The sequence below is a fragment of the Variovorax sp. LjRoot130 genome, assembly GCF_964253755.1.
In the GTDB taxonomy this organism is placed as follows: Bacteria; Pseudomonadota; Gammaproteobacteria; order Burkholderiales; family Burkholderiaceae_C; genus Variovorax.
In genome coordinates this window covers 3,342,208-3,362,400 of the sequence record NZ_CAXURM020000001.1, presented here as the reverse complement: position 1 = coordinate 3,362,400, position 20,193 = coordinate 3,342,208, and the positions used below count along the sequence as shown (strand labels likewise).

The window sequence follows — 20,193 nt, the reverse complement described above, 5'->3', positions numbered from 1 at the left end:
GCACCAGGACCGTGTCAACGCGGCCGAAAGGCGGAGGCGGGCCACTCAGCGGGAACGACTGCCGCGTAGCGCCAGGAGGCCGCCGGCACTGATCAGCACGATGCCGATGCCCGACGCCGCATCGGGCGTCTCGTCCCACCCGAGGTAGCCCATCAGAAGCGCCCAGAGCAGGATGCTGTAGCGAAATGGCGCGACGACCGAGAGATCGACGTCGCGGCAGGCGGTGATCAGCGCGTAGTTACCCAGCGCCGCGCACAGGGCGGCCAGCGCGAGACCCAGCGTTTGCGCGGGCTGCAGCGGTTGCCAGGTCTCCCGCAGGCCGAGCGCGAAACCGCCAGCGCACGAGGCCACCGTCGCCGCGAGGGTGATGAGGACCGAAGGAACACCCGGGGGCATGGCGCGCGTGGCCAGGTCCCTTGCCGCCAGGCCGGCAGCGCAGGCGAGAGAGAACACGATGCCCCAGTTCGCCACGCTCGCCTGCGAGAAGGGTCTGGCGATCAGCAGCACGCCGGCCAAACCGGTCACTGTCGCGAAGATGCGACCGGCTTGCGGCGCCTCCCATCCGAGCGCCATCGCGCACACGGCAATCAGCAAGGGCGACACCATCATGATGGCCGTGACGATGGATAGCGGAGTCAGCGAGAGAGCGGCGACGGAGGCCATGGCGGTCGCCACCTCCAGCACCGATCGGACGGCGACCATCGGCTGCAGCAGTTGCCGCCATCGCGGCAGCATGCCGGCGCGACGGGCGAGCACCAGGACCATCGCCGTGGCAAACAGGCCGCGGACGGCCAGCACCTGCCCATGCGGGTGGTGCGCCAGCGTGAATTTCAGGCAGGCGTCGTTGAGCACGTAGCACGCCATCGCCCCGAGCATCAGGAAGACGCCGCGGCGATTGGCGGAAGGGTCAGCCATTGCTGTCGTGCGGCGTTGGATCCCCGGCACTGCGAGAAGCGCGCGTGCCCGGCGCGCCGGCCTCTTGCAGCACATCCTGCTGGGCCCGCGCCTTCAGGACGATCTCCTCGACTTCGGCGTCCGGATCGGACATTGCGATGATGGCGCCGCCGGAGCCGATCGAGACGCGGCCGTTCGCACTCACGATGGTGCGGATCACGATGTTGAGCTTCGCGCTGCCGTTCAGCGACAGAAAGCCGATGCTGCCGGAATAGATGCCCCGCGGCGACCCTTCGATCTCGTCGAGGATCCTCATCGTCCGGATCTTGGGCGCCCCGGTCATGGAGCCGCCGGGGAAGGCGGCGTGGACGCAGTCGATCGCACTCACGTCGTACCGCAACTGGCCCCCGGATGGTGCTGACCAGCTGGTGGACCGTCGCGAAGGTCTCGATCTGGAACAGGCGCGGCACGTGCACGCTGCCAACCTTGCAGACCCGGTTGAGATCATTGCGCAGGAGGTCGACGATCATGAGGTTCTCGGCGCGGCTTTTTTCGTCGCTGGCGAGGGTTGCCGCGATGGCGGCGTCCTCCTGCGGCGTCGCGCCGCGGCGCGCGGTGCCTTTGATCGGCCTGGACTCGACCGTGCCGTCCGGCTCGATGTTCAGGAACAGTTCGGGCGAGGCGCACAGGACCGCCAGGCCGGGCGTTTTCAGGAAGGCGGCGTAGGGCGCCGGATTGCGCTTGCGCAGCGTGCAATAGACGTCCAGGGCGTCGATCTGGCCGGCGCCCTCCAGCTGGTTGGTCAGGCAGACTTCGTAGGTCTCGCCATCGAGGATGTTCTCCTGGCATCTCGCGATGCGGCGTCGGTAGTCGGGCAGATCGATGCGCCATGCGAGCGCGTCCGCAATTCGGGAAGCGCCGTCAGGTGGTGCAGCGTCCGATGGCACCGGATTGGAGAGGGTCCTTTGCATTTCATTCATCCAGGCCTCGCTGGCCGGGGAATGCGGTTCGCGATCGACGCAGACGATCCAGGTCTGTTGCTCGCCGTGATCGATAGCGACAAAGCGACGAACCCGCATCCACAGCGCATCCGGCGTGGACGCGTCGTGGGCGTGGTTGCCGCCCAGTTCGCCCTTGAGCTCGTAGCCGAAATAGCCCACGTAGCCGCCGGCAAAGTCGAAGGGCAATGACGCTCCGCCAGGCGGCACAACGTTGGTTTCCTGCTTGAGGAAATCGAAGATGCTCTGGATGCGCGTTTCGATGTGCGCTTCGTGGTGGATATCGATCTGCCTGTCACGTGACCGGTAGGTGATCACCTGCGCGTCCGGTCCGCCCGCATCGCCCATGTACGAATAGCGCGCGTTCTGGCCGTCCGCGTCGCTGCTGTCCAGCCAGAAGGCGGCCGCGCTGCCGGCGAAGCGGTGGCGGAATAGCGCTTCGGCGTCTGGATAGCTTTCAAGGCATCGCGCGCGAATGATCAGCGTGTCGTCCTGCTGCAGCGGCATGCCGTGTCCAAGTTGAGGCCACCTGGGCGATGCCGAGGGGCCGTGGACGGCAACTGCGCGGGCTTGCCACTGCTCGGTGAGTTCCCTGAAGTTGCGCAGCAGGCGCGCCCCGTACTCGGTGCAGATCGATTCCGGATGGAACTGCACGCCCCACCAGGGTTTCGACGTATGCCGCAGGGCCATCAGGGTGCCGTCGAAGGTCCACGCCAGCGGCTCGAGCTGCTCGGGCAGCCCGGTCACTGCCAGCGAGTGGTATCGGACTGCATCGAACTGTTCCGGGATTCCCCGGAACAAGCCGCTTCCGGAGTGGCGGACGCGGTCGAGGCGTCCATGCATCGGCCGTACGGCGCGGGCCACGTTCGCACCGCAGAAGTGGGCCATGGCCTGGTGCCCGAGGCAGACACCCAGTACCGGTACCCTGGCATGCCGGAGCACGTCGGCCGAGACCCCCAGGTCCGAAGGGCGTTGCGGTCTTCCGGGCCCCGGCGAGATGACGATGTTGTCGAACTCGAGTTCGGCGATCTGGGGCCACGACATTTCATCGTTCGTGATGACGCGCGGCGGCTGCGCGTTGGTCGCGGCGAGGTACTGGTAGAGGTTGTGGGTGAACGAATCGTAGTTGTCGATCAGCAGTGTGCGCATCGTGGATCCCTTTGCACTTTAAGCGTGCGGATCCATCGTTGACGACGCGCAGAGTTGTGCCAACTACCAGAACAGGTAGGCATGCTTGAAGGTTGAGCACCTGGTACCACTTGGGCGCGCAGATCGCTCCTGCTCACAGGATTCTTGTCCGGATGACTCTGTGAATGTCGGTGCGAAGGTCCGCTTCTATGTCCGGAGAGCTTCCAACCATGGGGCGTACTTGGCGCCGGTCAGTTCGAAGACGAGCCGCAGCGCACGCGATGCACGCGATAGACCGTGCGCCCCTCCTCAGGCGCTGCGGGAGCTACGGCTCAGGAGCCGACGGTTTGCCAGTCTCTGCGTATGTTGGGGTGGGGAACCGTGGCCCGGATCTAACTTTCGCGTATCTGAAATACGCAAAGGTCAGTTCTTCTTGAGAAGGAGTCAAGGCGGTGACCTGGCTCACTGCATCCGGGTGATGATCTCCAGCGCCTTGATGCGACTTTCGGGCGTGAGCGCGTGAAAGGCAAGTAGCATGGCGGCCGTGTCGTCATCAACCGCGTAGAAGTAGGCCACCGGCACGTCGAGCACTGCGGCCAGTCTTTCCACGGTCAACCAGTCAGGAGCGTGCTTCTCACGCTCGTACTGGTTCATCCGAGCGCTCGCCGACATTTCATCGATGCCCGCCATGACGCCCAGCTTTTCTTGAGACAGGCCAGCGCGTAGCCGCGCCTCTTTCATGCGCTTTGCAAGAACGGACAAGAAACACCCCTAACAACTCGGTCGGGAATGCTCAAAGTTTTCCTTGGCCCTTACACTAAGGATTCCTTAGTCAAATTGGGGAGCCCTTCCGTGAGCAAAGGAACTGATCCAGGAGCTTGCAGACCGCCACCGCTCGAACCTGTGGTTCGAGGTCGAACGTCGCAGCCTGGGCCGAGCGCATTGCCATGAGGAAACTCTTCCCGCCCTCACCGTTCCCGACGGCAAGAAAACCCAAGATACCCGTTGCGCTGTCGCACCCGCGCGGCCGTCCCGCAACGCCTGCCCGCAGCGAGTCCACCTCGCGCCTGGGCGAGCAGATCAAGGCCCTGCGCGTCGCCTGCGGCGCCTCTGGCGGTGAACTCGCCCGCCGCTGCGGCATCTCCAGCTCGCTGCTCTCGCGTGTCGAGCGCGGCCTGGTGTCCCCATCGGTGGAGACGCTCAACCGCATCGCCCAGGGGCTCGATGTTCCGCTTTCCCGCTTCTTCTCCGACCAGAGAAGCCGCACGGACCTGTCCTTCGTGCCGGCAGGCCACGGGATCATGGTCGAGCGCATCGGCGCCGTGGCGGACTACCGCTACGAGCTGTTGGGCCACCTGCTGTCGGGCAACTTGTTCGTGGAGCCCTATCTGGTCACGCTGCAGCCTCAGGCGCGGCCTTACACCAGCTTCCAGCATCCGGGCCTGAAGTTCCTGTACCTGATGTCCGGGAGCGTGAACTACCGCTACGGCGGCAAGCTGCTCAAGCTCGGCCGTGGCGACGCGCTGCTGTTTGACGCGAGCGCGCTGCACGGGGTCGAGGCGATCATCGAAGCGCCGGTGAGCTATCTGGCGATCGTCTTTTCGTTGCGCGACTAGACCGCAACGCAGTCCCAGCCATAACCCCAGTCTCAGCCCTCCAGCCCTCCAGCCCTCAGCCAGCGGCGGCGGCCATGGCGATGGGCAAGTGACGCTTGCAGAAGAACTATGAAACCGGCATTGCGGCGTTCGAGCAGCAGCGCCTAAACCACGATTGCGGGCCGGAACGGCGCGACCACGGACAGAGTGGCACGGGGGCCGCGGAACAGTCAACTCCCAGAACTGGTGGGTGAGCGAAGGCACGCGCTCGGATAGGCTCTTCGAGGGGCGATCAATATGTTGCGTTGGTACGCGACGGCAGGAGCAAGACGTCCAATGAATGATCAGTCGAGGCGAAAGTCAACATGAAAAGACCCACGGGGGAGACGCAGATGATCGACCTTCGCCATTTGCGCCATTTCACTTCCGTCGCCAAGGGGTTGAACTGGGTACGGCCTGGACTCTCCGAGGTATGACCTCGGGGTCCGAAAGCCGCATGAATGCTGCTTGAAGGGGTAGGACCATGCCGAGCATCGTGTCCATCAAGTTCAACGCTGAAGAGGCCGAGGTGCTGCAGCGTGCCCATGCGGCCTCGGGCATCGCCGGCCTGAGCTCGCACATCAAGCAGGTCTACTTCGACGCCCTCACGCTCAACGTCGGCGTGCTCCAGGAGATTCGATCCGAGCTCGAACGCATCGGCGCCGAGGTCGAGCGGCTGCGCGATAGCGATTGTGGAAAGACCGATCCGGACTTGCTGCTGGGCATCCTCTGCGGCCTGTACGTCATGGTTCGCAAGTCGGTCAGTGAAAGCATCCGTGCCCAGGCTGACCAGGTGCTGGACGTCACGGCGATCGAAGGCTTCCTGAAGGGCAGGTGATGTTCGTCAGCCATCGCAGCCCCGACAACGCCCTGCGATCCTTGCTCGCGCTCGGTGTGTTCGCCGCCATCCTGGCGGGCTGGGTCGCCGGCGTCGCGCTCTACTACCGGCTACCCGCATCGATGTTTGCACGGGGTCTCTGGTATGCGGCCAAGGAGACGCCCGGCATTCCAGCGCTCTGGATCGGGCCGATCGCGGGCCTGATTCTCGGCGTGCTGGTCTTCGCCGTCTGTGCGAATCGCTACGTCAATCACTTCGGCGGCGCGGCCTTCGTGACGAGACTGAGGGGACCCAGGATGGTGAGCCAGACGCTGCTCGCCGCGCAGACCAGGAAGGGCAGGGGGCAACTGCGTTTTGCCGGGATTCCCATTCCTGCGGAAGTGGAGAACACCCAGTTCTTCGTGGGCGGTTCGACCGGCACGGGCAAGAGTGTGTGCATCAGCGACTACATCGAAAGCGCGGTGGCGCGTCAGGACCGCATCATCTGTGTCGATCCCGACGGCGCATCCATGCGCTACTTCTACGCCGCTGGCGACGCGATCCTGAATCCGTTCGACAAGCGCAGCCAGGGCTGGAGCATCTTCAACGAGATCCGGACCAGCTTCGACTGCGAGCAGTACGCGATCAGCCTGATCCCGCGCAGCCCGTCCACGGAGCAGGAGACGTGGAACAGCATGGGCCGCACGATCGTGAGCGAGACCCTGACGGTGTTGCTGCGGCAGGGAGCGGGCACCACGGAGCGCCTGGTCTACTGGCTCACGACGGCCAGCAATGACGACCTCAAGGCGCTGCTGGCGGGAACGCCGGCCGCCGGCTGCTTCCACGGAGCGCCGGACACCCTGGCCAGCATCCGGACCGTGCTGACCCAGTACATCACGCCGCACAAGTACCTGCCCTCGGGCGACTTCTCGTTCCGGGATTGGCTCGACGCGGGCCGGGGAGGCCTGTGGATCACCTGGCGTGAGGACATGCTGCAGGCGTTGAAGCCATTGATCTCTTGCTGGGTGGACGTGACCTGCGCCAGCGTGCTGTCGATGCCGGAGGATCCGGACCGGCGCATGCACCTGGTCTGCGACGAACTCGACTCACTGGAGAAGCTGAACTACATCATCGACGCCGCGACCAAGGGACGGAAGAAGGGCCTGCGCATCATGCCGGGGGTGCAGTCGCTGGCGCAACTCAACGACATCTACGGCAGGGACGACGCGCTGACGTTGCGCAACTGCTTTCGCAGCGCCTTCCTGTGCGGCATCGGCGAACTCGACACCTACACCGCCGAGGAGTTCTCTCGCGGGCTCGGCGAACATACCGTGCTGCGCCGGGCGCCCAGCGTGTCGGTCGGCAGTGCAGGCGGGAAGGGCACCCTTTCGCATCGCCAGGACACCGAGCGCCTGGTGTCGCCGGCCGAGTTCCACCTGCTCCCCAATCTCACGGGCTACCTGAAGCTGGCGGGCAACTATCCCATCGCACGCGTGACCATGAGGTACAAGCCACGCCTGGTGGTTGCGGCGCCGATGGTCATGGCGGACGGCTTTCATGATCGGCCACAGGAAGAAAACCTGCTGTTCTCAGCCGCGGCCGATGCTGCGCCCGCCACGCCCGCAGCAGTGGCCGCCGCGGCCAGTGCCTGACGCTGGAGCGCCGGCGGATGCTGTCCTTCAAGTTCGTGACCAGCGCCTCCGGCGCAGCCCACTACTTCGAAACCTCCGACGACTACTGCGGCAAGGAGGGCCATCGCGGCGACTGGATCGGTCAGGGGGTGATCGATCTCGGGCTGGACGGCATCCACGCCGTCGATCGCGAGACCTTCCAGAACCTGCTCGACGGCCAGTTGCCCAACGGGAAGCGCGTCCGACTCAGCCAGACCAAGGGCAGCAAGGACCGCAAGGGCATCGACTTCACCTTCAGTGCGCCCAAATCGGTCAGCATCCAGGCGCTCGTGAAGGGTGACCCGCGGATCATCGACGCGCACGACGCGGCCGTGAAAAAGAGTCTCGACCTGCTGCAGGAGTTCGCTGCCACCCGCAAAAAGCAAGCCGGCCTGTCGTATCGGGAGCGCACCGGCAAGCTCGTGACGGCGACGTTCCGCCATGAGCTGTCGCGCGCGCAGGATCCGCAACTGCACACGCATGCCATCGTCATGAACCTGACACGCCGTTCGGATGGCGAATGGCGGGCCCTCTCGAACGAGGACATGCTCAGGAACGTGAAGGTGGTGGGCGCCTTCTACCGAGCGACGCTGGCGGCCGAGCTGAGGGCGCTGGGTTTCGAGTTGCGCGAGACCCGAAAGGGCGGCTGGGAGCTGGCGCACATTTCCGATCCGGCTATCCGGCTTTTCAGTCAGCGTAGCCAGGAGATCGAGCGGCTGCTCGCGGCACGCGGTCAGGATCGGGAAAGCGCCACCACCGCCCAGAAACAGATCGTCACGCTGGCCACGCGCCGCAAGAAGACCGAGAGCGACCGTGCCTGGCTGCGCGCGCACTGGCTGCAGACCGCACGCGAGGCCGGCATCGAGCTGGATGTCCAGAGTGGGCTCGGGCAGACGATCCAGCGAAGAGTCGACAAGCTGGGCGACGCCATCGTCGAGAAGCTGACCGGCAAGGGGGCCAGCGCGACAGCAGCCAATGGCGCGATCGACTTCGCGATCGCGCACCTGGCGGAGCGGCAGGGTATCTTCACCCGGGGCGAACTGCTCGAGGTGGCCTATGGCCGCGCTGCAACGCGCACCAGTACCACTGCGGTCGAAGCGGCGCTGAACTCGGCGAAATCGGATGGCCGTCTGCTGTCCGAGCTGCCGCTGTACCAGACGGCCCGCTCGCTGAACATCAGCGCCTCGGAGCTGCTGAGGGATCCTCGCGCGGGCCGCTTCAAGGGACATGACGACTCGGAGAAGCTGACCCGCTCTTCATGGATCGCCCTGACGATGGCGGTGCGCGGCCAGGCCCAGCAGCAGGCGCAGGCCAGCGTCGACGCGGCCATCCGGCGTGGTGCGCTCGTCTCGGCCGAGCCGCGCTTCACGACGCCCGAAGCCCGCCGCAGCGAGATCCGCATCCTGGCCATCGAGAAAGCCGGGCGCGGCGCCGTGCCCGCCGTGGCATCTGCTGAGGCGGCGGCCGGCATGCTGGCAGCGAGCGACCTGAATGCCGGCCAGCGTGATGCGGTGTCGATGGTGCTGACCGCGCGCGATCGGTTCGTTGGCATCCAGGGCCTGGCAGGGACCGGCAAGAGCCACATGCTGCGCAAGGCCGTCGAAGGGATCAAGGCCGAGACCGGCAAGCTGTCGGGCAAGCTCGGCTACCGGGTGATCGGGCTGGCGCCCTACGCGTCGCAGAACCAGGCGCTGGCTGCGCTGGGTATGGAGTCGCAGACGCTCGCCTCCTTCCTTGCCCGAACCAGCCAGCATCGAGCGCTCGATCGCCATTCGATCGTGCTGCTGGACGAAGCTGGCGTCGTGCCCGCGCACCAGCTCGAAAAGCTCATGGCCATCGTCGAGAAGCACGATGCGCGGCTGATCCTGGCGGGCGATCGCAAGCAGACCCACGCGGTGGAGGCCGGCAAGCCTTTCGAGCAGCTGCAGGACGCCGGCATGACCAGGGCCTACCTGACCGAGATCAAGCGCCAGAAGAACGAGGCGATTCGTGCGGCGGTGGTCCACGCGGCGAACAGCGAGGTTCCCGCCGCCGTGTCGGTGCTCCAGCACACGGTAGTGGAGGTCAAGCAGGACGCCCGGCGCTATATGCGCATTGCGCAGGCCTATGTGCAGCTCCCGGCGTCCGAGCGACTCGAAACCCTGATCGTCGCCGGGACCAACGAGGCACGCCGGGCGATCAATGCGCTGGTGCGCGAGGGGCTGTCACTTCCGAACGGTGAAAAGGTGGGAGTCTTGAACAACGTCGACATGACGCGCGCCGAACTCAAGTCAGCGCAGAGCTACGAGGCCGGCCAGATCGTCGTGCCGCAGCGCAGCTACGGCAGCGATCTCGTCAAGGGCGAGCAGCTCACCGTCGTGAGCCACGACATCCGGCGCAACCTGCTCACGGTGGACAGGGAAGGGGGCCGGCGCTTCGACTTCAACCCCGGTCGGCAATCCATGTTGCGCTTGTACGAGATGGAGAACGTGGATCTGGCGCCGGGCGACTGGGTGCGTGTGAGCGCGAACGACAAGGTCCTGGGTGTCTGCAATGGCGAGCGCTACCAGGTGGCGGCCGTCGATGCGACGCATGTGACGCTCAAAGGCGGTCGTCTGGGCATCAGGATCGATCGCCGGCGGCCCATGCACCTGCAGCACGGCTATGCCAGCACGATCCACTCTGCGCAGGGGCTCACCAGGAACCGGGTGCTGGTCGACGCCAACACGAAAAGCCTGACCAGCAACCGGGCGGTGTTCTACGTGGCCATCTCGCGGCCGCGCAACGACATCACGCTGTTCACCGACGACGCGTCGAAGCTCGCCGCGGCAATGAGCCGGGAGCCGAAGAAGTTCGCGGCACTGGAATTGCGCGATGCGCGCAACGAGCAGATGGTCCTTAAAACCAAGATAGACCGTGCTGCCAGGCTCAAGCTTGCCGCTCAGGTCAGGATGCGCCCGCCGCCTGTAAGGCCGGCAGCGGCGGCGCTCGGGGTCGCTCACCAGAGGTGAGGCGGCCGTAGCTGGTCGCCACGCGGTGTCAGTCCCGGCGGGACCCTCGTGCCCTGCCCGTTCGACCGCGCGACGGAAAAGCCCTATCGGGAATCCGGGGCTCGAGGGGATTCCAAGCCATCGCTCTCGAGCGCCGCAATGATGAACTCGATCTGCGCGGGCTTTTCGAACACCCTGAAGTTGTACTGGCTCGACGCCGCGGCGACCTCCGCCGTGTTGATGCTGCCGTCGCGCAGGCGCCCGCTGAGCAGGGCGATGGCGCCGTGAACAGCCTGCTCGCGGATCTTTGCCACGACCGGCAAGGCATTGCCGCCGCGCACTTTCCAGTCGAGGATGTAGCCGTCGAACGGCGAGCGCTGGATCTCTGCGATCAACGCATTCGCGGCGCTGAAACCCACCGGCTCGTAGCCTTTCTCACGCAGCACGGCGCAGATCGTCTTGGTGACTTCCTTGTCGTCGTCCAGTACCGCGATGCGGGCAGGCGGGCCGATCGTCTGGTCGATTTCGAAGCGGGCAATCTGCCGGGTCCTGGACGATTTGGGTACCGAGTCTGCAGGAACGACCTTGTAGGCGCCGGCGCTTTCCACGGCCACAAAGGTGGCGTTGCCGAGCTCATCGCCATCGGCAAACCAGACGCGGCACGGGGCCCGGACCTCTCCCACCTGCAACGTCGCTCTCGTCCCTCCCTTGGCACGTCCGCCGCCGAGCATCTCCGGAAGCGACTCCCCGAACTTTTCCGCGAGGGTCTGCAACTCGTCGATGGTCCAGGCAGCCGTGCTGTGAACGCGGCGGTGCGCAGCAGCGCGCGAGAGATTGAAGAACTCGCCGACGAATGTGGATTGCCTGTGCTTGGGGATGCCGTGGCGGTCGAGCAGGGCGCGAACGGCCTGAGCGGCTTGCGACGGTGGTTCGTCTTCGTCGGGGGGCGGACTGGATGTCATCTACTCTGGCCTTATCCAAATGTAAGTTTGCGTCACGCGCAACTACAAATAATATTTTGTATCGTCATGCGATACATAATACGCCACGCCAGACAACACTGACTAGTTTTCCATCCGTTGACGATCAAAAAATGCTCGCTACGACCATGCAAAGCCACTCCACCGCGACGTTGTGCGATGGTCTACGGCTTGCGCCCTTCCTTGCAAGCGGTACGCGTGGCAATGCAGGAGCGGCGCAATGGTAGCGATCGCTGCGTTGCTCGATCAATGTGCTCCGCAGGTCTCGCCGGTGCTGATGCAGGCGCTCGTGCGTGCTGAGTCGGCCTGGCAGCCCCTGGCGATCGGCATGGACAAGGCGCACGGTTCGGTGAAGCAGCCGGCGACCTTGGAGGAGGCCGTCGCAACTGCCAAGGCCCTGGTTGCCGCTGGCCGCAAGTTCTCGGTCGGACTGGCGCAGATTCACGCGAGCAACGTGTCGCTGTACGGGCTGACCTGGCAGCAGGCCTTCGATCCGTGCCAGAACCTCGCTGTCGGCCAGAAGATCCTCTGGAACTCTTACCACCGTGCCGCGGCCTCCGGCTATTCCGGCATGGCAGCGATATGGGCGGCGCTGCGCGGCTACAACTCCGGCGGCGTGGACCGGGCGATCAGCGATGCGTACTGCAGCCGGATCTTCGCGTACATGAGCAGTGCGCCGCCCTCGGTGCATTTCGGCGCCGGTGCACTGGCCGCCCGGCCCGCAGTCTCGGCCCCGCGCGCGGCGGCGAACGTCGCTGCGCTGCCGGTGGACGAAGCCAAGAGCAAGCCGACCCTTGCCGGCGAGTCGCTCGACATCTTCGAAAAGGCCGGCAGCCGCCCGGGCTTCTGACCCTCTACCTGCGCAGTCAAACACCGACCACTTCACCTCGGGAGGATTCCATGCTTGCCCAGTTCACCATGCCGCTCCACAGGATTGATCTCGCCAAGGCTCGCCGCGCGGCCGGTTGGGCGCGCATGGCATGCGTTGCGGGCGCGCTCGCAGCAGCTGGCGATCCCGTCATGGCCCAAAGCCTGAAGCAGGCCGGCGTCAACATCTTCAACGTCATCTACGGCGTTGTCGGAGTGATCGGCGCCATCGCCTGCCTGCTCACGCTGCTGAATTGGGTGACCGGCAACTGGCTCGGCCGCGACGATCCGAAGAAGATCTTCTTCCAGGCGCTGCTGGGAACGGCGCTGGCCTTCGGTGTCGTGGCGATCATCCAGTTCGTCAAGGACATGGTGGGCGGATCGGCCTCGGGCATCTCGAACCTTTGAGGGCCATGATGGAGGCCGGTCAACGCCACGAGGAGCCGGCGCTCGAGCGCGCCGTGATCTACCGCGGGCCGCAGGCACCGGTGCTGCAGGCCTACGTGCCGCTGCCCGTGTTCGGCGCCGAATGCATGCTCCTGCTGCTGTGCACGCGCCTGTTCGGGTTCTGGACCCTCCTGCTGCTGCCGCTGCATCTGGTCCTGGTTCTCAAGACCAACGACAACCCGTTCTGGGTACGGGACCTGGTGGCGAGCTACCGGCACCGCTGGTTCGCCCTGAACAAGAACAGCCACGGCCGCGGCGTCGTCAGCTTCAGCCCGCACCTGAATCGGAGCGAGGTGCAGTGATGTCTGCCGTGCCCAGCACCAAGGCCGAGCGCAGTGTCGCCAGCTGCCTGCCGTACTCGCAGCAGATCGACGACCACACCGTCATCACCTACGAGGGCGACCTCACGCAGACGATTTCGGTGCAGGGCCTGTCGTTCGAGACCCTCAGCCACAGGGAGCTGGACAACCTCAATCAGCAATGGTTCTCCGCGATCAACAACATCGCGCGCAGCCCGAACGTGGCGCTGTGGACGCATCTGGAGCGCCGGCGCGTGCGCCACGACTTCTCTGACATCCGCTACGACAACAGCCTTTCCGAGGAGTTCGCCCGGCAGTACGCGCGCAAGTTCGAGGGCGAGCAGCACTTCACCAACCAGCTGTTCGTCTCGCCGGTGTATCGCCTTGCCGGCAACCGGGCGGACCGCACCAGCATCCGGTTGTCGAAGCGTTCGAGCGAGGCCACGACCGAGCTGCGATTGCGGGCGCGCGACGAGCTGTCCAAGCTGTCCGCGCAACTGATGGCAAGCCTGAAGCGTTACCACCCGCGGCGGCTCGGGACCTACGACCTCGATGGGCAGCTGTGCTCGCGCACCGCCGGGTTCTATGGCCGGCTGCTGAACAACACCGACCGGAACATCGGGCTCGGGGCGTACGCGTTGAGCCAGAGCCTGCAGGCCGCGGCGCTGAACTTCGGCGCCGAGACGGTGGAGATCGAGGGCGCGGCCGGCTCGCGGTTTGCCGCCATCCTCACGCTGGTGGCCCCGTACCGAGCCGAGCAGCTCGATGCCAAGGTCTTCGAAGGCCTGCTGTCCTCGTCCTTCGAGTTCGTTCTCAGTCAGTCGGTGACGGTGATGGCCTTCGACAAGGCCGATGCCCTGCTCAAGACCCAGTACAACAAGATCAAGTCCACCAGCGACAACGAGGAGCAGCTCAAGGAGGTCGCCGCGGCGCGCACCCAGCTGCAGGCCGGCAAGTTCTCGATGTTCGAGCACGAGCTGATCCTGGTGGTCTATGGCGACTCCATCAAGGAGCTCAACCAGAACGTCAACACCGCCGTGACCCTGCTCGACCAGAAGAGCATGAACACCTCGCGCGAGCGCGGTGGGGCGCTGATCTGCACCTACTTCAGCACGCTGCCGGGCAACTTCAATTACGGACGCATCCGGGCGATGCCGATCAGCAGCAAGAACTTCTCCAAGTTCTTCCCGATGCACAACCATCCCAGGGGCAACGCGCAGGGCAGCCAGTGGGGTGCGCCGATTGCGCTGCTGAAGACCGCAGCGGGTGGGCCTTACTTCTTCAACTACCACGTGAGCCGCAACCGGCTGCTGGAGCAGGGCATCCGCCTCGACTACGACGACGAGCCGGCGGCGCGGCGCGGCTCGGAGGAAGACCAGGGCGGGGCGGCCAACGACGCCGCCGGTGACGCGCGAGCCCGGGCGCACCGCAAGGAGCTGGGCAACTACAAGATCATTGGGCGTTCGGGCGGCGGCAAGACGGTGTTGAAACTCGCGCTGCGCCTGCTCGCAAGGAAGCAAGAGATGGCGAGCGGCCGGCCACTGAAGATCTTCAGCTTCGACAAGGACTATGGCGAGGAGATCTGCATTCGCGCGATGGGAGGGCGGTACTTCCGGATCACCGGCGGCGAGCCGACAGGCATGAACCCGTTCTCCATGCCCCCGACCCCGGAGAACATCTCCGTCATCCTGAGCATCATGAGCTGGAATGCGCAGTTCGATGGCAAGTACGTCATGACGCACAAGGACGAAGAGGACCTGCTGCGCAGCATCCGGCAGGTCTACGAACTGGAGCCCAAGCATCGCCGATACGCCCGGGTTCGGGATTCCTTGCCTACCCATCGCGAGAGCAGCCTCTACAACGCGCTGGGTCGCTGGTGCGACGGCGGCGCCTTTGCGTGGGTGCTGGACAACGAGACCGACCGGTTCGATCTGAGCGGCGCCGACACCTTCGGCTTCGACATGACCAACTTCCTCGACATCGAGGAGGCGAGAACGCCGATCCTTCGATACCTGACGCACAAGATCGCGCAGCAGGCGTCCGGCGCGCCGCACATCATCGACATCGCCGAGGCCTGGCGGGCGCTGAAGGATCCGCTGATGCAGAGCTTCATCGAGAACAAGGGCAAGACGATCCGCAAGGAAGACGGCGTGATCGGACTGGACACGCAGGAGCCCAGCGACATCAGCCGCTCGCCGCTCGGCAGCACGCTGCTGTCGCAGTTCCCGACCCAGCTGCTCCTTCCCAACGGCGAGGCCGAGCAGGCCGACTACATCGACGGCCTGAAGCTCACGCCGCGCGAGTTTCACCTCATCAAGCACACCGAGGAGAACTCGGGCCAGTTCCTGCTCAAGAAGGGCGCCGAGTCGGTGCTGGTCAGGATGGACCTGAGCGGCATGGACGACATGCTCGCCGTCCTTTCGGCGAGCCTGGACAACGTCGAGGTCATGCATTCAGCGATCGCCGAGGGGGGTCCCGAGCCGGCCGCCTGGCTGCCCCTGTTTCTAAAAGGAGAGTGTGATGAAGCTATTCACGCGCGCGATGCGCTTTCTTCTCGGACTCGTGGCGAGCGCTGGCCTGGCCAGCGGCGCCAACGCCCAGATCCCGGTGACGGTCACGAGCGACATCCCGGCGACGATGAACCAGATCGAGACGATCATGAAGTGGACCGAGCAGCTGCGCTCGATGAGCGACCAGCTCGACCAGATGAAGCAGGTCTACGGGACGCTGCAGGGAATGCGCAACCTGGGCAGCCTCATGAACAACGACCTGCTGACGCAGTACCTGCCACAGGACTACGTTGGCGCGGTGCGGTCGCTCAAGTACGGCAGCGGGTCGTTTGCCGGTATCTCAGGGTCGCTGAACGACATCATGCGAGCCAATCAGCTGCGATCGTGCGCGGAGCTCAACAGCGACCCCACCATGCGTTTTTCCTGCAACCAGCAGTGGCAGCAACTGGCACTACAGAAGCAGATCGGCGACATGGGTTACCGCAAGGCTGCCGAGAACATCCGCAACCTGCAGACGTTCGTCGGTTCGATCAACGCTTCGACTGACGTGAAGGCGATCAACGAAGTGCAGGCGCGCATCCAGGTGGAAACCGTGCGGATGCAGAACGAGCAGATCAAGCTCTCGACCATCCAGGCGATGGAAGAGGCGGACCGCCGCCTGCTGCAGCAGTCGGCCATCGACAACTTCAACGCTGGCATGACCCGTGGGGCGGCTGGCGGCATCAGGTTTTGACGCTATGAAAACATCAAACCTCTTTGTCGCTCTGGGTGTGCTTGTGGCATCCCTCGCCGGATGCGGCAAGAAAGAAGAAATAAGCCAGTTGCCAAGGTTCGACGCCAAAGCCATCGCGGCAGAGACAGACAAGGGCAACCTCGCTCCGCTAACGGAGCTGAACAAGGCCTGCACCGAAGAGGTCGAAAAGAACGGCAAGCGGATGGCGGTTTGCAAGGTGCAAGACGAGGTCGGAAAGCTCACTAAGCCACTCACCGTCAGGTTCTGATGCGACGCACGTCATGGCCGACAACATCATCGGTGACATCTATAACAACTTTGAACGGGCGTTGGGATCGTTCTACGAAACGGCCGCTGCGGGCATCTCGGGGTATGTCATTCCCGTCGCTTGGGTGCTTCTGGGCATCTGCATGCTGATCTGGTGCTATCTCGTAATTGAGGGCAAGGTTGCGGTGCCGATCACTGACTGGTTGTTGAAGTTCGTCGGCTTCATGATCGTCCTCTACGCAATGGGCAACGGGTATCTGTCGTGGGTCGCGCGACCCATCTTCAACCTTCCATCTGAACTTACGACCGCGCTGAGCGCAACATCTTCCAGTGCACCCGATTTATTGGGTCAAGTGAACGAGAAAATCGTAGACCTCGTCTCAGCGATGTTCACTGCTGGCACGAACTTAGTGAAAGATTTGGCGATTGGTCCAGCGATCGCCCTGTTCCTGATGGGCGTCCTGGTGATCGTGGCTACGTACCTGCTGCTAGCTGCCGCGATGTTTTCAATCATCTTCTCGAAACTCGGCTTGAGCATGGTGCTCGCTGTCGGGCCATTCTTCTTGCTCGCGCTTATCCTCCCGCAGACGAGGAACTACTTCTACTCGTGGCTGAACACGGCTTTGTACTTCGTCTTCTATCACGTGTTTACTGCGCTATTCATCTTCATGTTCATCGGAATCGTCAACAGCTACGTTGGCAAGCTGAATATGACTTTGGGCGGCGTTTCGGGAGGCGGTGGCGTGCTTTCGATGGTTGCGCGGCTGGTGGGAGCAAAAGGAGACGGGCTGAATGTCGCCGCACTGACCATACCCATTCTGCTCATATCGCTTGCCATGTTCTTCATGTTCCTGCAGATCCCGGTCATGTGCGCATCGCTCACAGGCGGAAGTGGTGGCTCGTTCGGTGCAGGACTCACGAACTTGATTCACGGACGGTCGCTGCCGAGCCGCTCAAGCTCCAAGTGAGGCTGCTGACATGAAGCACCTGCTCAAGCTGTTCTTGTTCGCCGTGGTCATCAGCCTCCTCGGTTGCGGCGTGCCCAAGCCGCCCGGCTGGCCGGCAGGTGAGGAGCGGCCCATCAACGCGTCACAGGGCACCAAGGCGGTGAAGTGACCGACAAGCAGACCTACTTCTCGCAGGCGCTGGACTGGGATACCCAGCAGCGCCTTGATCTGGAGCGTCGCGCGTCGCGCAATGCCAAGATCGCCTGGGCCTGCGGCATCCTGTGCGCCTTGAGTGTGCTCAGCATCAGCGTCCTGCTTCCACTCAAGCAGTTCGTCCCCGCCATCATCCGCGTCGATAACGCCACCGGTGCCTACGACGTCCAGGCGCCCGGTGAGACAGTGACAGTGGGCCGCGACCGCGATCAGAAGATCGTTCAATCGGATGTCGCTCGCTATGTGCTTGCGCGGGAGGGCTTCACGCGCGGCGAGGCCGAGGCCAACTACAAGACGGCCTACCTGATGTCCTGCGGACCGGTGCGCACCGATTGGGAGAACTACTTCAATCCCGAGATCAACGCCCAGTCGCCGGTCAAGACGATGACGCCGACCGATGCCGAGCGCGCCGAGATTCAGAGCATCACGTTCCTGCCGACCGACCAGGACGATCTGCGCGTGGCGCAGGTGCGCTTCGACAAAACCGTGACGCGCGGCGTCGCCCCGCCTGTGCGCACGCGCTACATCTCGACCCTCACGGTGCGGTACGACAAGGCCAACGTCCCGTCCCAGATCAAGGACCTGCACGTCAATGCCTTTGGCTTCTGCGCGGTGAACTACCGGCGTGACCAGGAGGGCGTGCCGCAGGTGCTCAGCGCGCCGGCAGCGCCCGGGTCGGTGGGGCCCGCTCCTGTCTCGTCGACATCCAATGCGATCACGCCGGCCAATGTCGGCATGCCGCAGGCCGCAACCAGATGAACCACTGTGCGTGTGCGCTCCTTGCGCTGCTGCTCTCGGCCGGATTCGTCCGCGCCGAGATCGGCACCGTGCCGTCGGCGGGCGATGCACGCATCCAGACCGTGAAGTTCACCGGCGACAACATCATCCGTATCGCCGCCGCCGAAGGGGTGGTCACCACGATCGAGCTCAGCAAGAAGGAGGAGATCAAGGACTTCGCGATGGGTGACCGCGATGCCTGGCATGCGGCCATCAACGGCAACCTGTTCGTGCTCAAGCCCAAGGACGTCAAGGCGGACACCAATCTGACCATCTTCACGAATCGGCGCTCGTACCTGTTCCAGCTCAAGACCACCAGCCGCACGTCGCGCAGCGTCGCGTACTGGGTGCGCCTGCAGTACCCGGAGCAGGACGCCAGCACACCTGAGGCCATCGCGCTGGCGAAACAGGAGGCCGAGCGCAGGCAGATGAATTCGGACTTCAAGGCGTCCTCGCGTGAAGGAACGCTCAACTACGACTACTGGATCGTGGGGCCGCAGGAGCTGCAGCCCCTGTCCATGCACGACAACGGCCGACAGACCTTCATGCTGTTTTCTGCTGCCAACCCGCTGCCCGCGGCGTTCGTCATCGAGCCCGACGGGACCGAGAGCCTGGTCGACTACCACGTCGAGGAGGACACCATGGTGCTGCACTGCGTGGTGCAGCGCGTCATCCTGCGCCGCGGCGCGCTGGTGGCGGGCATCACCAACCGCTCGCCGAGCCTGCCGATCCAGTCATCGCCGACCGGCACCGCCAGCGGCAGGGTCCAGCGCGCAATCCGGGAACCGGGAGGCTAGCGATGTTCGAGCAGAAAAGGGAAGCACCGGTTGCCGAGGAAGAGCGCGAGGGCCTGGTCGAGCGCAAGCGCGCCGTCGCGCCCGGGCAGAAGCTGATCCTGGTGGCGACGTCGACCGTGGCGGCGCTGCTGATCCTCTTCGGGATCGCCAGCAAGAACAACTACTTCGGCCTCTTCGGGGCGCAGGCAGCATCGAAGAATGACACCAAGACCGATGCGCGGCCGCTCGCCGCGCCCGAGGTGAAGGTCCCGCTGGCGCTCGGTCCGGTGGCCGCTCCGCCGACGTACGTGGAATGCCCCGGCGGCCTGCGTCTTCCGGTCGGCCTGAACTGCCCCGAGCTCGAAAAGAAACCCGACACCGGCCAGCCCGCCGCCCAGGGCGGCATGACGGAGGAGGATCGTGTCCGCGAGCGCCGCCGCAAGAGCGCGATCAACCTTGCCGCGATGCAACCGGTGTCGGCTGCTGCGGCGCAGCTGGGCGCTGTAGTGACGACGGCGTCTGGCCTGCCCGGCGCCTCGACGCCGCAAGGCGGCACGAATGCCCTGGCGAGCGCACTGTCCGCCACGATCACGCCGGGCACCAGCGCGACCATCAACCGCAATCCGTCGATGACCCTGGCCAAGGGCACGCTGCCGGACTGCACCTTGCTGACGGCGATCCTGACCGACCAGCCAGGCTTCCTCAAATGCATTCTGAGCGCGCCGGTGATGTCGATGGACGGCAAGGTGGTGCTGATGGAAGCGGGCACCACCATGGAGGGCGAGTACGCGCAGGGCCTGCAGGCCGGCCAGCAGACGATCTTCACCCTCTGGTCCCGCGCTGTGACGCCGAACTTCGTCTCGGTCCAGCTCAATTCGCCCGGTACCGATGCGCTGGGCCGCGCAGGCACCTCCGGCTATGTCGACAACAAGTGGTTCGAGCGCTTTGCCGGCGCGGTGTTCTTTTCGCTGTTCGAGGATGCCAAGCAGAGCTACATCGCCCGGGACGACGTGCGCGCCTCGCGATCAGCGGGCAATACGTACGGCGATACGTACAACATCGGCACGCAGGGTTCGCTTTCGCAACTGAACAACACCGGCAGCACGACCAAGTCGATCGTCGAGGAGATGCTCAAGCAGGGCAGCCAGCTGCGGCCGAGCCTTTACAAGAACCAGGGCGAGGTCATCAAGATCTTCGTGGCGCGAGACGTCGACTTCTCGACGGTCTACGAGTTGCGCCCGGCCGCATCGGTGAACTGAGGAGCGCG

General features: G+C 64.6%; 18 protein-coding genes and 2 pseudogenes. 15 read left to right on the top strand and 5 right to left on the bottom strand.

Annotation, left to right across the window (positions count from 1 at the left end; genetic code table 11):
• Positions 1 to 45 precede the first annotated feature (45 nt).
• From ACSQ86_RS16690 to ACSQ86_RS16675, 4 genes and pseudogenes are all read right to left on the bottom strand, one after another.
• Positions 46 to 915 carry a DMT family transporter gene (locus ACSQ86_RS16690; protein ID WP_436309211.1) on the bottom strand — a complete coding sequence of 290 codons (870 nt, stop codon included), beginning with the start codon at positions 913 to 915 and terminating at the stop codon, positions 46 to 48.
• Entirely contained in the window at positions 908 to 1,402 is a 495-nt protein-coding gene (locus ACSQ86_RS16685; protein ID WP_436310278.1) for a chorismate-binding protein, read from the bottom strand. Before ACSQ86_RS16685 ends, ACSQ86_RS16690 begins: the two co-directional genes overlap by 8 nt.
• Positions 1,314 to 3,041: pseudogene (locus ACSQ86_RS16680) on the bottom strand (glutamine amidotransferase-related protein); the annotation flags it as partial. The gene ACSQ86_RS16685 and the pseudogene ACSQ86_RS16680, both read right to left, overlap by 89 nt.
• A 441-nt stretch (positions 3,042 to 3,482) precedes the next feature.
• Positions 3,483 to 3,782, bottom strand: coding sequence for a helix-turn-helix domain-containing protein (locus tag ACSQ86_RS16675; protein WP_436309210.1), 300 nt, complete (start codon positions 3,780 to 3,782; stop codon positions 3,483 to 3,485).
• A gap of 305 nt (positions 3,783 to 4,087) precedes the next feature.
• Between ACSQ86_RS16675 and ACSQ86_RS16670 the strand changes: the two genes are divergently transcribed.
• The 4 genes from ACSQ86_RS16670 (at position 4,088) to mobF (ending at position 10,131) form a co-directional block, all read left to right on the top strand.
• Positions 4,088 to 4,636: a helix-turn-helix domain-containing protein gene (locus ACSQ86_RS16670; RefSeq protein WP_436292852.1), complete on the top strand. Its 549-nt coding sequence runs from the start codon at positions 4,088 to 4,090 to the stop codon at positions 4,634 to 4,636.
• Between the two features lie 502 nt (positions 4,637 to 5,138).
• Positions 5,139 to 5,492 carry a hypothetical protein gene (locus ACSQ86_RS16665; RefSeq protein ID WP_436309209.1) on the top strand — a complete coding sequence of 118 codons (354 nt, stop codon included), beginning with the start codon at positions 5,139 to 5,141 and terminating at the stop codon, positions 5,490 to 5,492.
• Complete coding sequence (locus ACSQ86_RS16660) at positions 5,492 to 7,123, top strand: type IV secretion system DNA-binding domain-containing protein (protein ID WP_436304370.1); 1,632 nt, start codon at positions 5,492 to 5,494, stop codon at positions 7,121 to 7,123. Before ACSQ86_RS16665 ends, ACSQ86_RS16660 begins: the two co-directional genes overlap by 1 nt.
• A 17-nt stretch (positions 7,124 to 7,140) precedes the next feature.
• Positions 7,141 to 10,131, top strand: a complete 2,991-nt coding sequence (gene mobF, locus ACSQ86_RS16655; protein ID WP_436309208.1) for a MobF family relaxase — start codon at positions 7,141 to 7,143, stop codon at positions 10,129 to 10,131.
• Between the two features lie 83 nt (positions 10,132 to 10,214).
• Here mobF and ACSQ86_RS16650 read toward each other — a convergent pair whose 3' ends face one another.
• Positions 10,215 to 11,072 (bottom strand): helix-turn-helix domain-containing protein, encoded by an 858-nt coding sequence (locus ACSQ86_RS16650; RefSeq protein WP_436309207.1) that lies wholly within the window; start codon positions 11,070 to 11,072, stop codon positions 10,215 to 10,217.
• Between the two features lie 238 nt (positions 11,073 to 11,310).
• Between ACSQ86_RS16650 and ACSQ86_RS16645 the strand changes: the two genes are divergently transcribed.
• The 11 genes and pseudogenes from ACSQ86_RS16645 to ACSQ86_RS16595 all read left to right on the top strand — a co-directional run bounded on the left by ACSQ86_RS16645 (position 11,311) and on the right by ACSQ86_RS16595 (position 20,185).
• Complete coding sequence (locus ACSQ86_RS16645; protein WP_436309206.1) at positions 11,311 to 11,940, top strand: lytic transglycosylase domain-containing protein; 630 nt, start codon at positions 11,311 to 11,313, stop codon at positions 11,938 to 11,940.
• Positions 11,941 to 12,110: 170 nt separating this feature from the next.
• Positions 12,111 to 12,365, top strand: coding sequence for a hypothetical protein (locus ACSQ86_RS16640; RefSeq protein ID WP_436309205.1), 255 nt, complete (start codon positions 12,111 to 12,113; stop codon positions 12,363 to 12,365).
• Positions 12,366 to 12,370: 5 nt separating this feature from the next.
• Positions 12,371 to 12,706, top strand: a complete 336-nt coding sequence (locus ACSQ86_RS16635; protein WP_436309204.1) for a hypothetical protein — start codon at positions 12,371 to 12,373, stop codon at positions 12,704 to 12,706.
• Positions 12,706 to 13,827: pseudogene (locus ACSQ86_RS16630) on the top strand (conjugal transfer protein TrbE); the annotation flags it as partial. The gene ACSQ86_RS16635 and the pseudogene ACSQ86_RS16630, both read left to right, overlap by 1 nt.
• A 1,396-nt stretch (positions 13,828 to 15,223) precedes the next feature.
• Complete coding sequence (gene virB5 / locus ACSQ86_RS16625) at positions 15,224 to 15,946, top strand: P-type DNA transfer protein VirB5 (protein WP_436310277.1); 723 nt, start codon at positions 15,224 to 15,226, stop codon at positions 15,944 to 15,946.
• Positions 15,947 to 15,950: 4 nt separating this feature from the next.
• Positions 15,951 to 16,214: a hypothetical protein gene (locus ACSQ86_RS16620; protein WP_436309203.1), complete on the top strand. Its 264-nt coding sequence runs from the start codon at positions 15,951 to 15,953 to the stop codon at positions 16,212 to 16,214.
• Between the two features lie 13 nt (positions 16,215 to 16,227).
• Entirely contained in the window at positions 16,228 to 17,181 is a 954-nt protein-coding gene (locus tag ACSQ86_RS16615) for a type IV secretion system protein (protein ID WP_436309202.1), read from the top strand.
• A gap of 10 nt (positions 17,182 to 17,191) precedes the next feature.
• On the top strand, positions 17,192 to 17,329 hold the full coding sequence (locus tag ACSQ86_RS16610; protein ID WP_436309201.1) for a hypothetical protein: 138 nt from the start codon (positions 17,192 to 17,194) through the stop codon (positions 17,327 to 17,329).
• Positions 17,326 to 18,132 carry a virB8 family protein gene (locus tag ACSQ86_RS16605; protein WP_436309200.1) on the top strand — a complete coding sequence of 269 codons (807 nt, stop codon included), beginning with the start codon at positions 17,326 to 17,328 and terminating at the stop codon, positions 18,130 to 18,132. The genes ACSQ86_RS16610 and ACSQ86_RS16605 overlap by 4 nt, the downstream gene beginning before the upstream one ends.
• Entirely contained in the window at positions 18,129 to 18,947 is an 819-nt protein-coding gene (locus ACSQ86_RS16600; protein ID WP_436309199.1) for a TrbG/VirB9 family P-type conjugative transfer protein, read from the top strand. The genes ACSQ86_RS16605 and ACSQ86_RS16600 overlap by 4 nt, the downstream gene beginning before the upstream one ends.
• A 2-nt stretch (positions 18,948 to 18,949) precedes the next feature.
• Positions 18,950 to 20,185, top strand: a complete 1,236-nt coding sequence (locus tag ACSQ86_RS16595; RefSeq protein ID WP_436309198.1) for a TrbI/VirB10 family protein — start codon at positions 18,950 to 18,952, stop codon at positions 20,183 to 20,185.
• Positions 20,186 to 20,193: the final 8 nt, after the last annotated feature.

Coding starts and splice junctions, on each gene's coding strand:
- ACSQ86_RS16690 (WP_436309211.1), bottom strand. CDS start 915: ATGGCTGACCCTTCCGCCAATCGCCGCGGCGTCTTCCTGATGCTCGGG.
- ACSQ86_RS16685 (WP_436310278.1), bottom strand. CDS start 1,402: ATGATCTCAACCGGGTCTGCAAGGTTGGCAGCGTGCACGTGCCGCGCC.
- ACSQ86_RS16665 (WP_436309209.1), top strand. CDS start 5,139: ATGCCGAGCATCGTGTCCATCAAGTTCAACGCTGAAGAGGCCGAGGTG.
- ACSQ86_RS16660 (WP_436304370.1), top strand. CDS start 5,492: ATGTTCGTCAGCCATCGCAGCCCCGACAACGCCCTGCGATCCTTGCTC.
- mobF (WP_436309208.1), top strand. CDS start 7,141: ATGCTGTCCTTCAAGTTCGTGACCAGCGCCTCCGGCGCAGCCCACTAC.
- ACSQ86_RS16650 (WP_436309207.1), bottom strand. CDS start 11,072: ATGACATCCAGTCCGCCCCCCGACGAAGACGAACCACCGTCGCAAGCC.
- ACSQ86_RS16645 (WP_436309206.1), top strand. CDS start 11,311: ATGGTAGCGATCGCTGCGTTGCTCGATCAATGTGCTCCGCAGGTCTCG.
- ACSQ86_RS16640 (WP_436309205.1), top strand. CDS start 12,111: ATGGCCCAAAGCCTGAAGCAGGCCGGCGTCAACATCTTCAACGTCATC.
- ACSQ86_RS16635 (WP_436309204.1), top strand. CDS start 12,371: ATGATGGAGGCCGGTCAACGCCACGAGGAGCCGGCGCTCGAGCGCGCC.
- virB5 (WP_436310277.1), top strand. CDS start 15,224: ATGAAGCTATTCACGCGCGCGATGCGCTTTCTTCTCGGACTCGTGGCG.
- ACSQ86_RS16620 (WP_436309203.1), top strand. CDS start 15,951: ATGAAAACATCAAACCTCTTTGTCGCTCTGGGTGTGCTTGTGGCATCC.
- ACSQ86_RS16615 (WP_436309202.1), top strand. CDS start 16,228: ATGGCCGACAACATCATCGGTGACATCTATAACAACTTTGAACGGGCG.
- ACSQ86_RS16610 (WP_436309201.1), top strand. CDS start 17,192: ATGAAGCACCTGCTCAAGCTGTTCTTGTTCGCCGTGGTCATCAGCCTC.
- ACSQ86_RS16600 (WP_436309199.1), top strand. CDS start 18,129: ATGAACCACTGTGCGTGTGCGCTCCTTGCGCTGCTGCTCTCGGCCGGA.
- ACSQ86_RS16595 (WP_436309198.1), top strand. CDS start 18,950: ATGTTCGAGCAGAAAAGGGAAGCACCGGTTGCCGAGGAAGAGCGCGAG.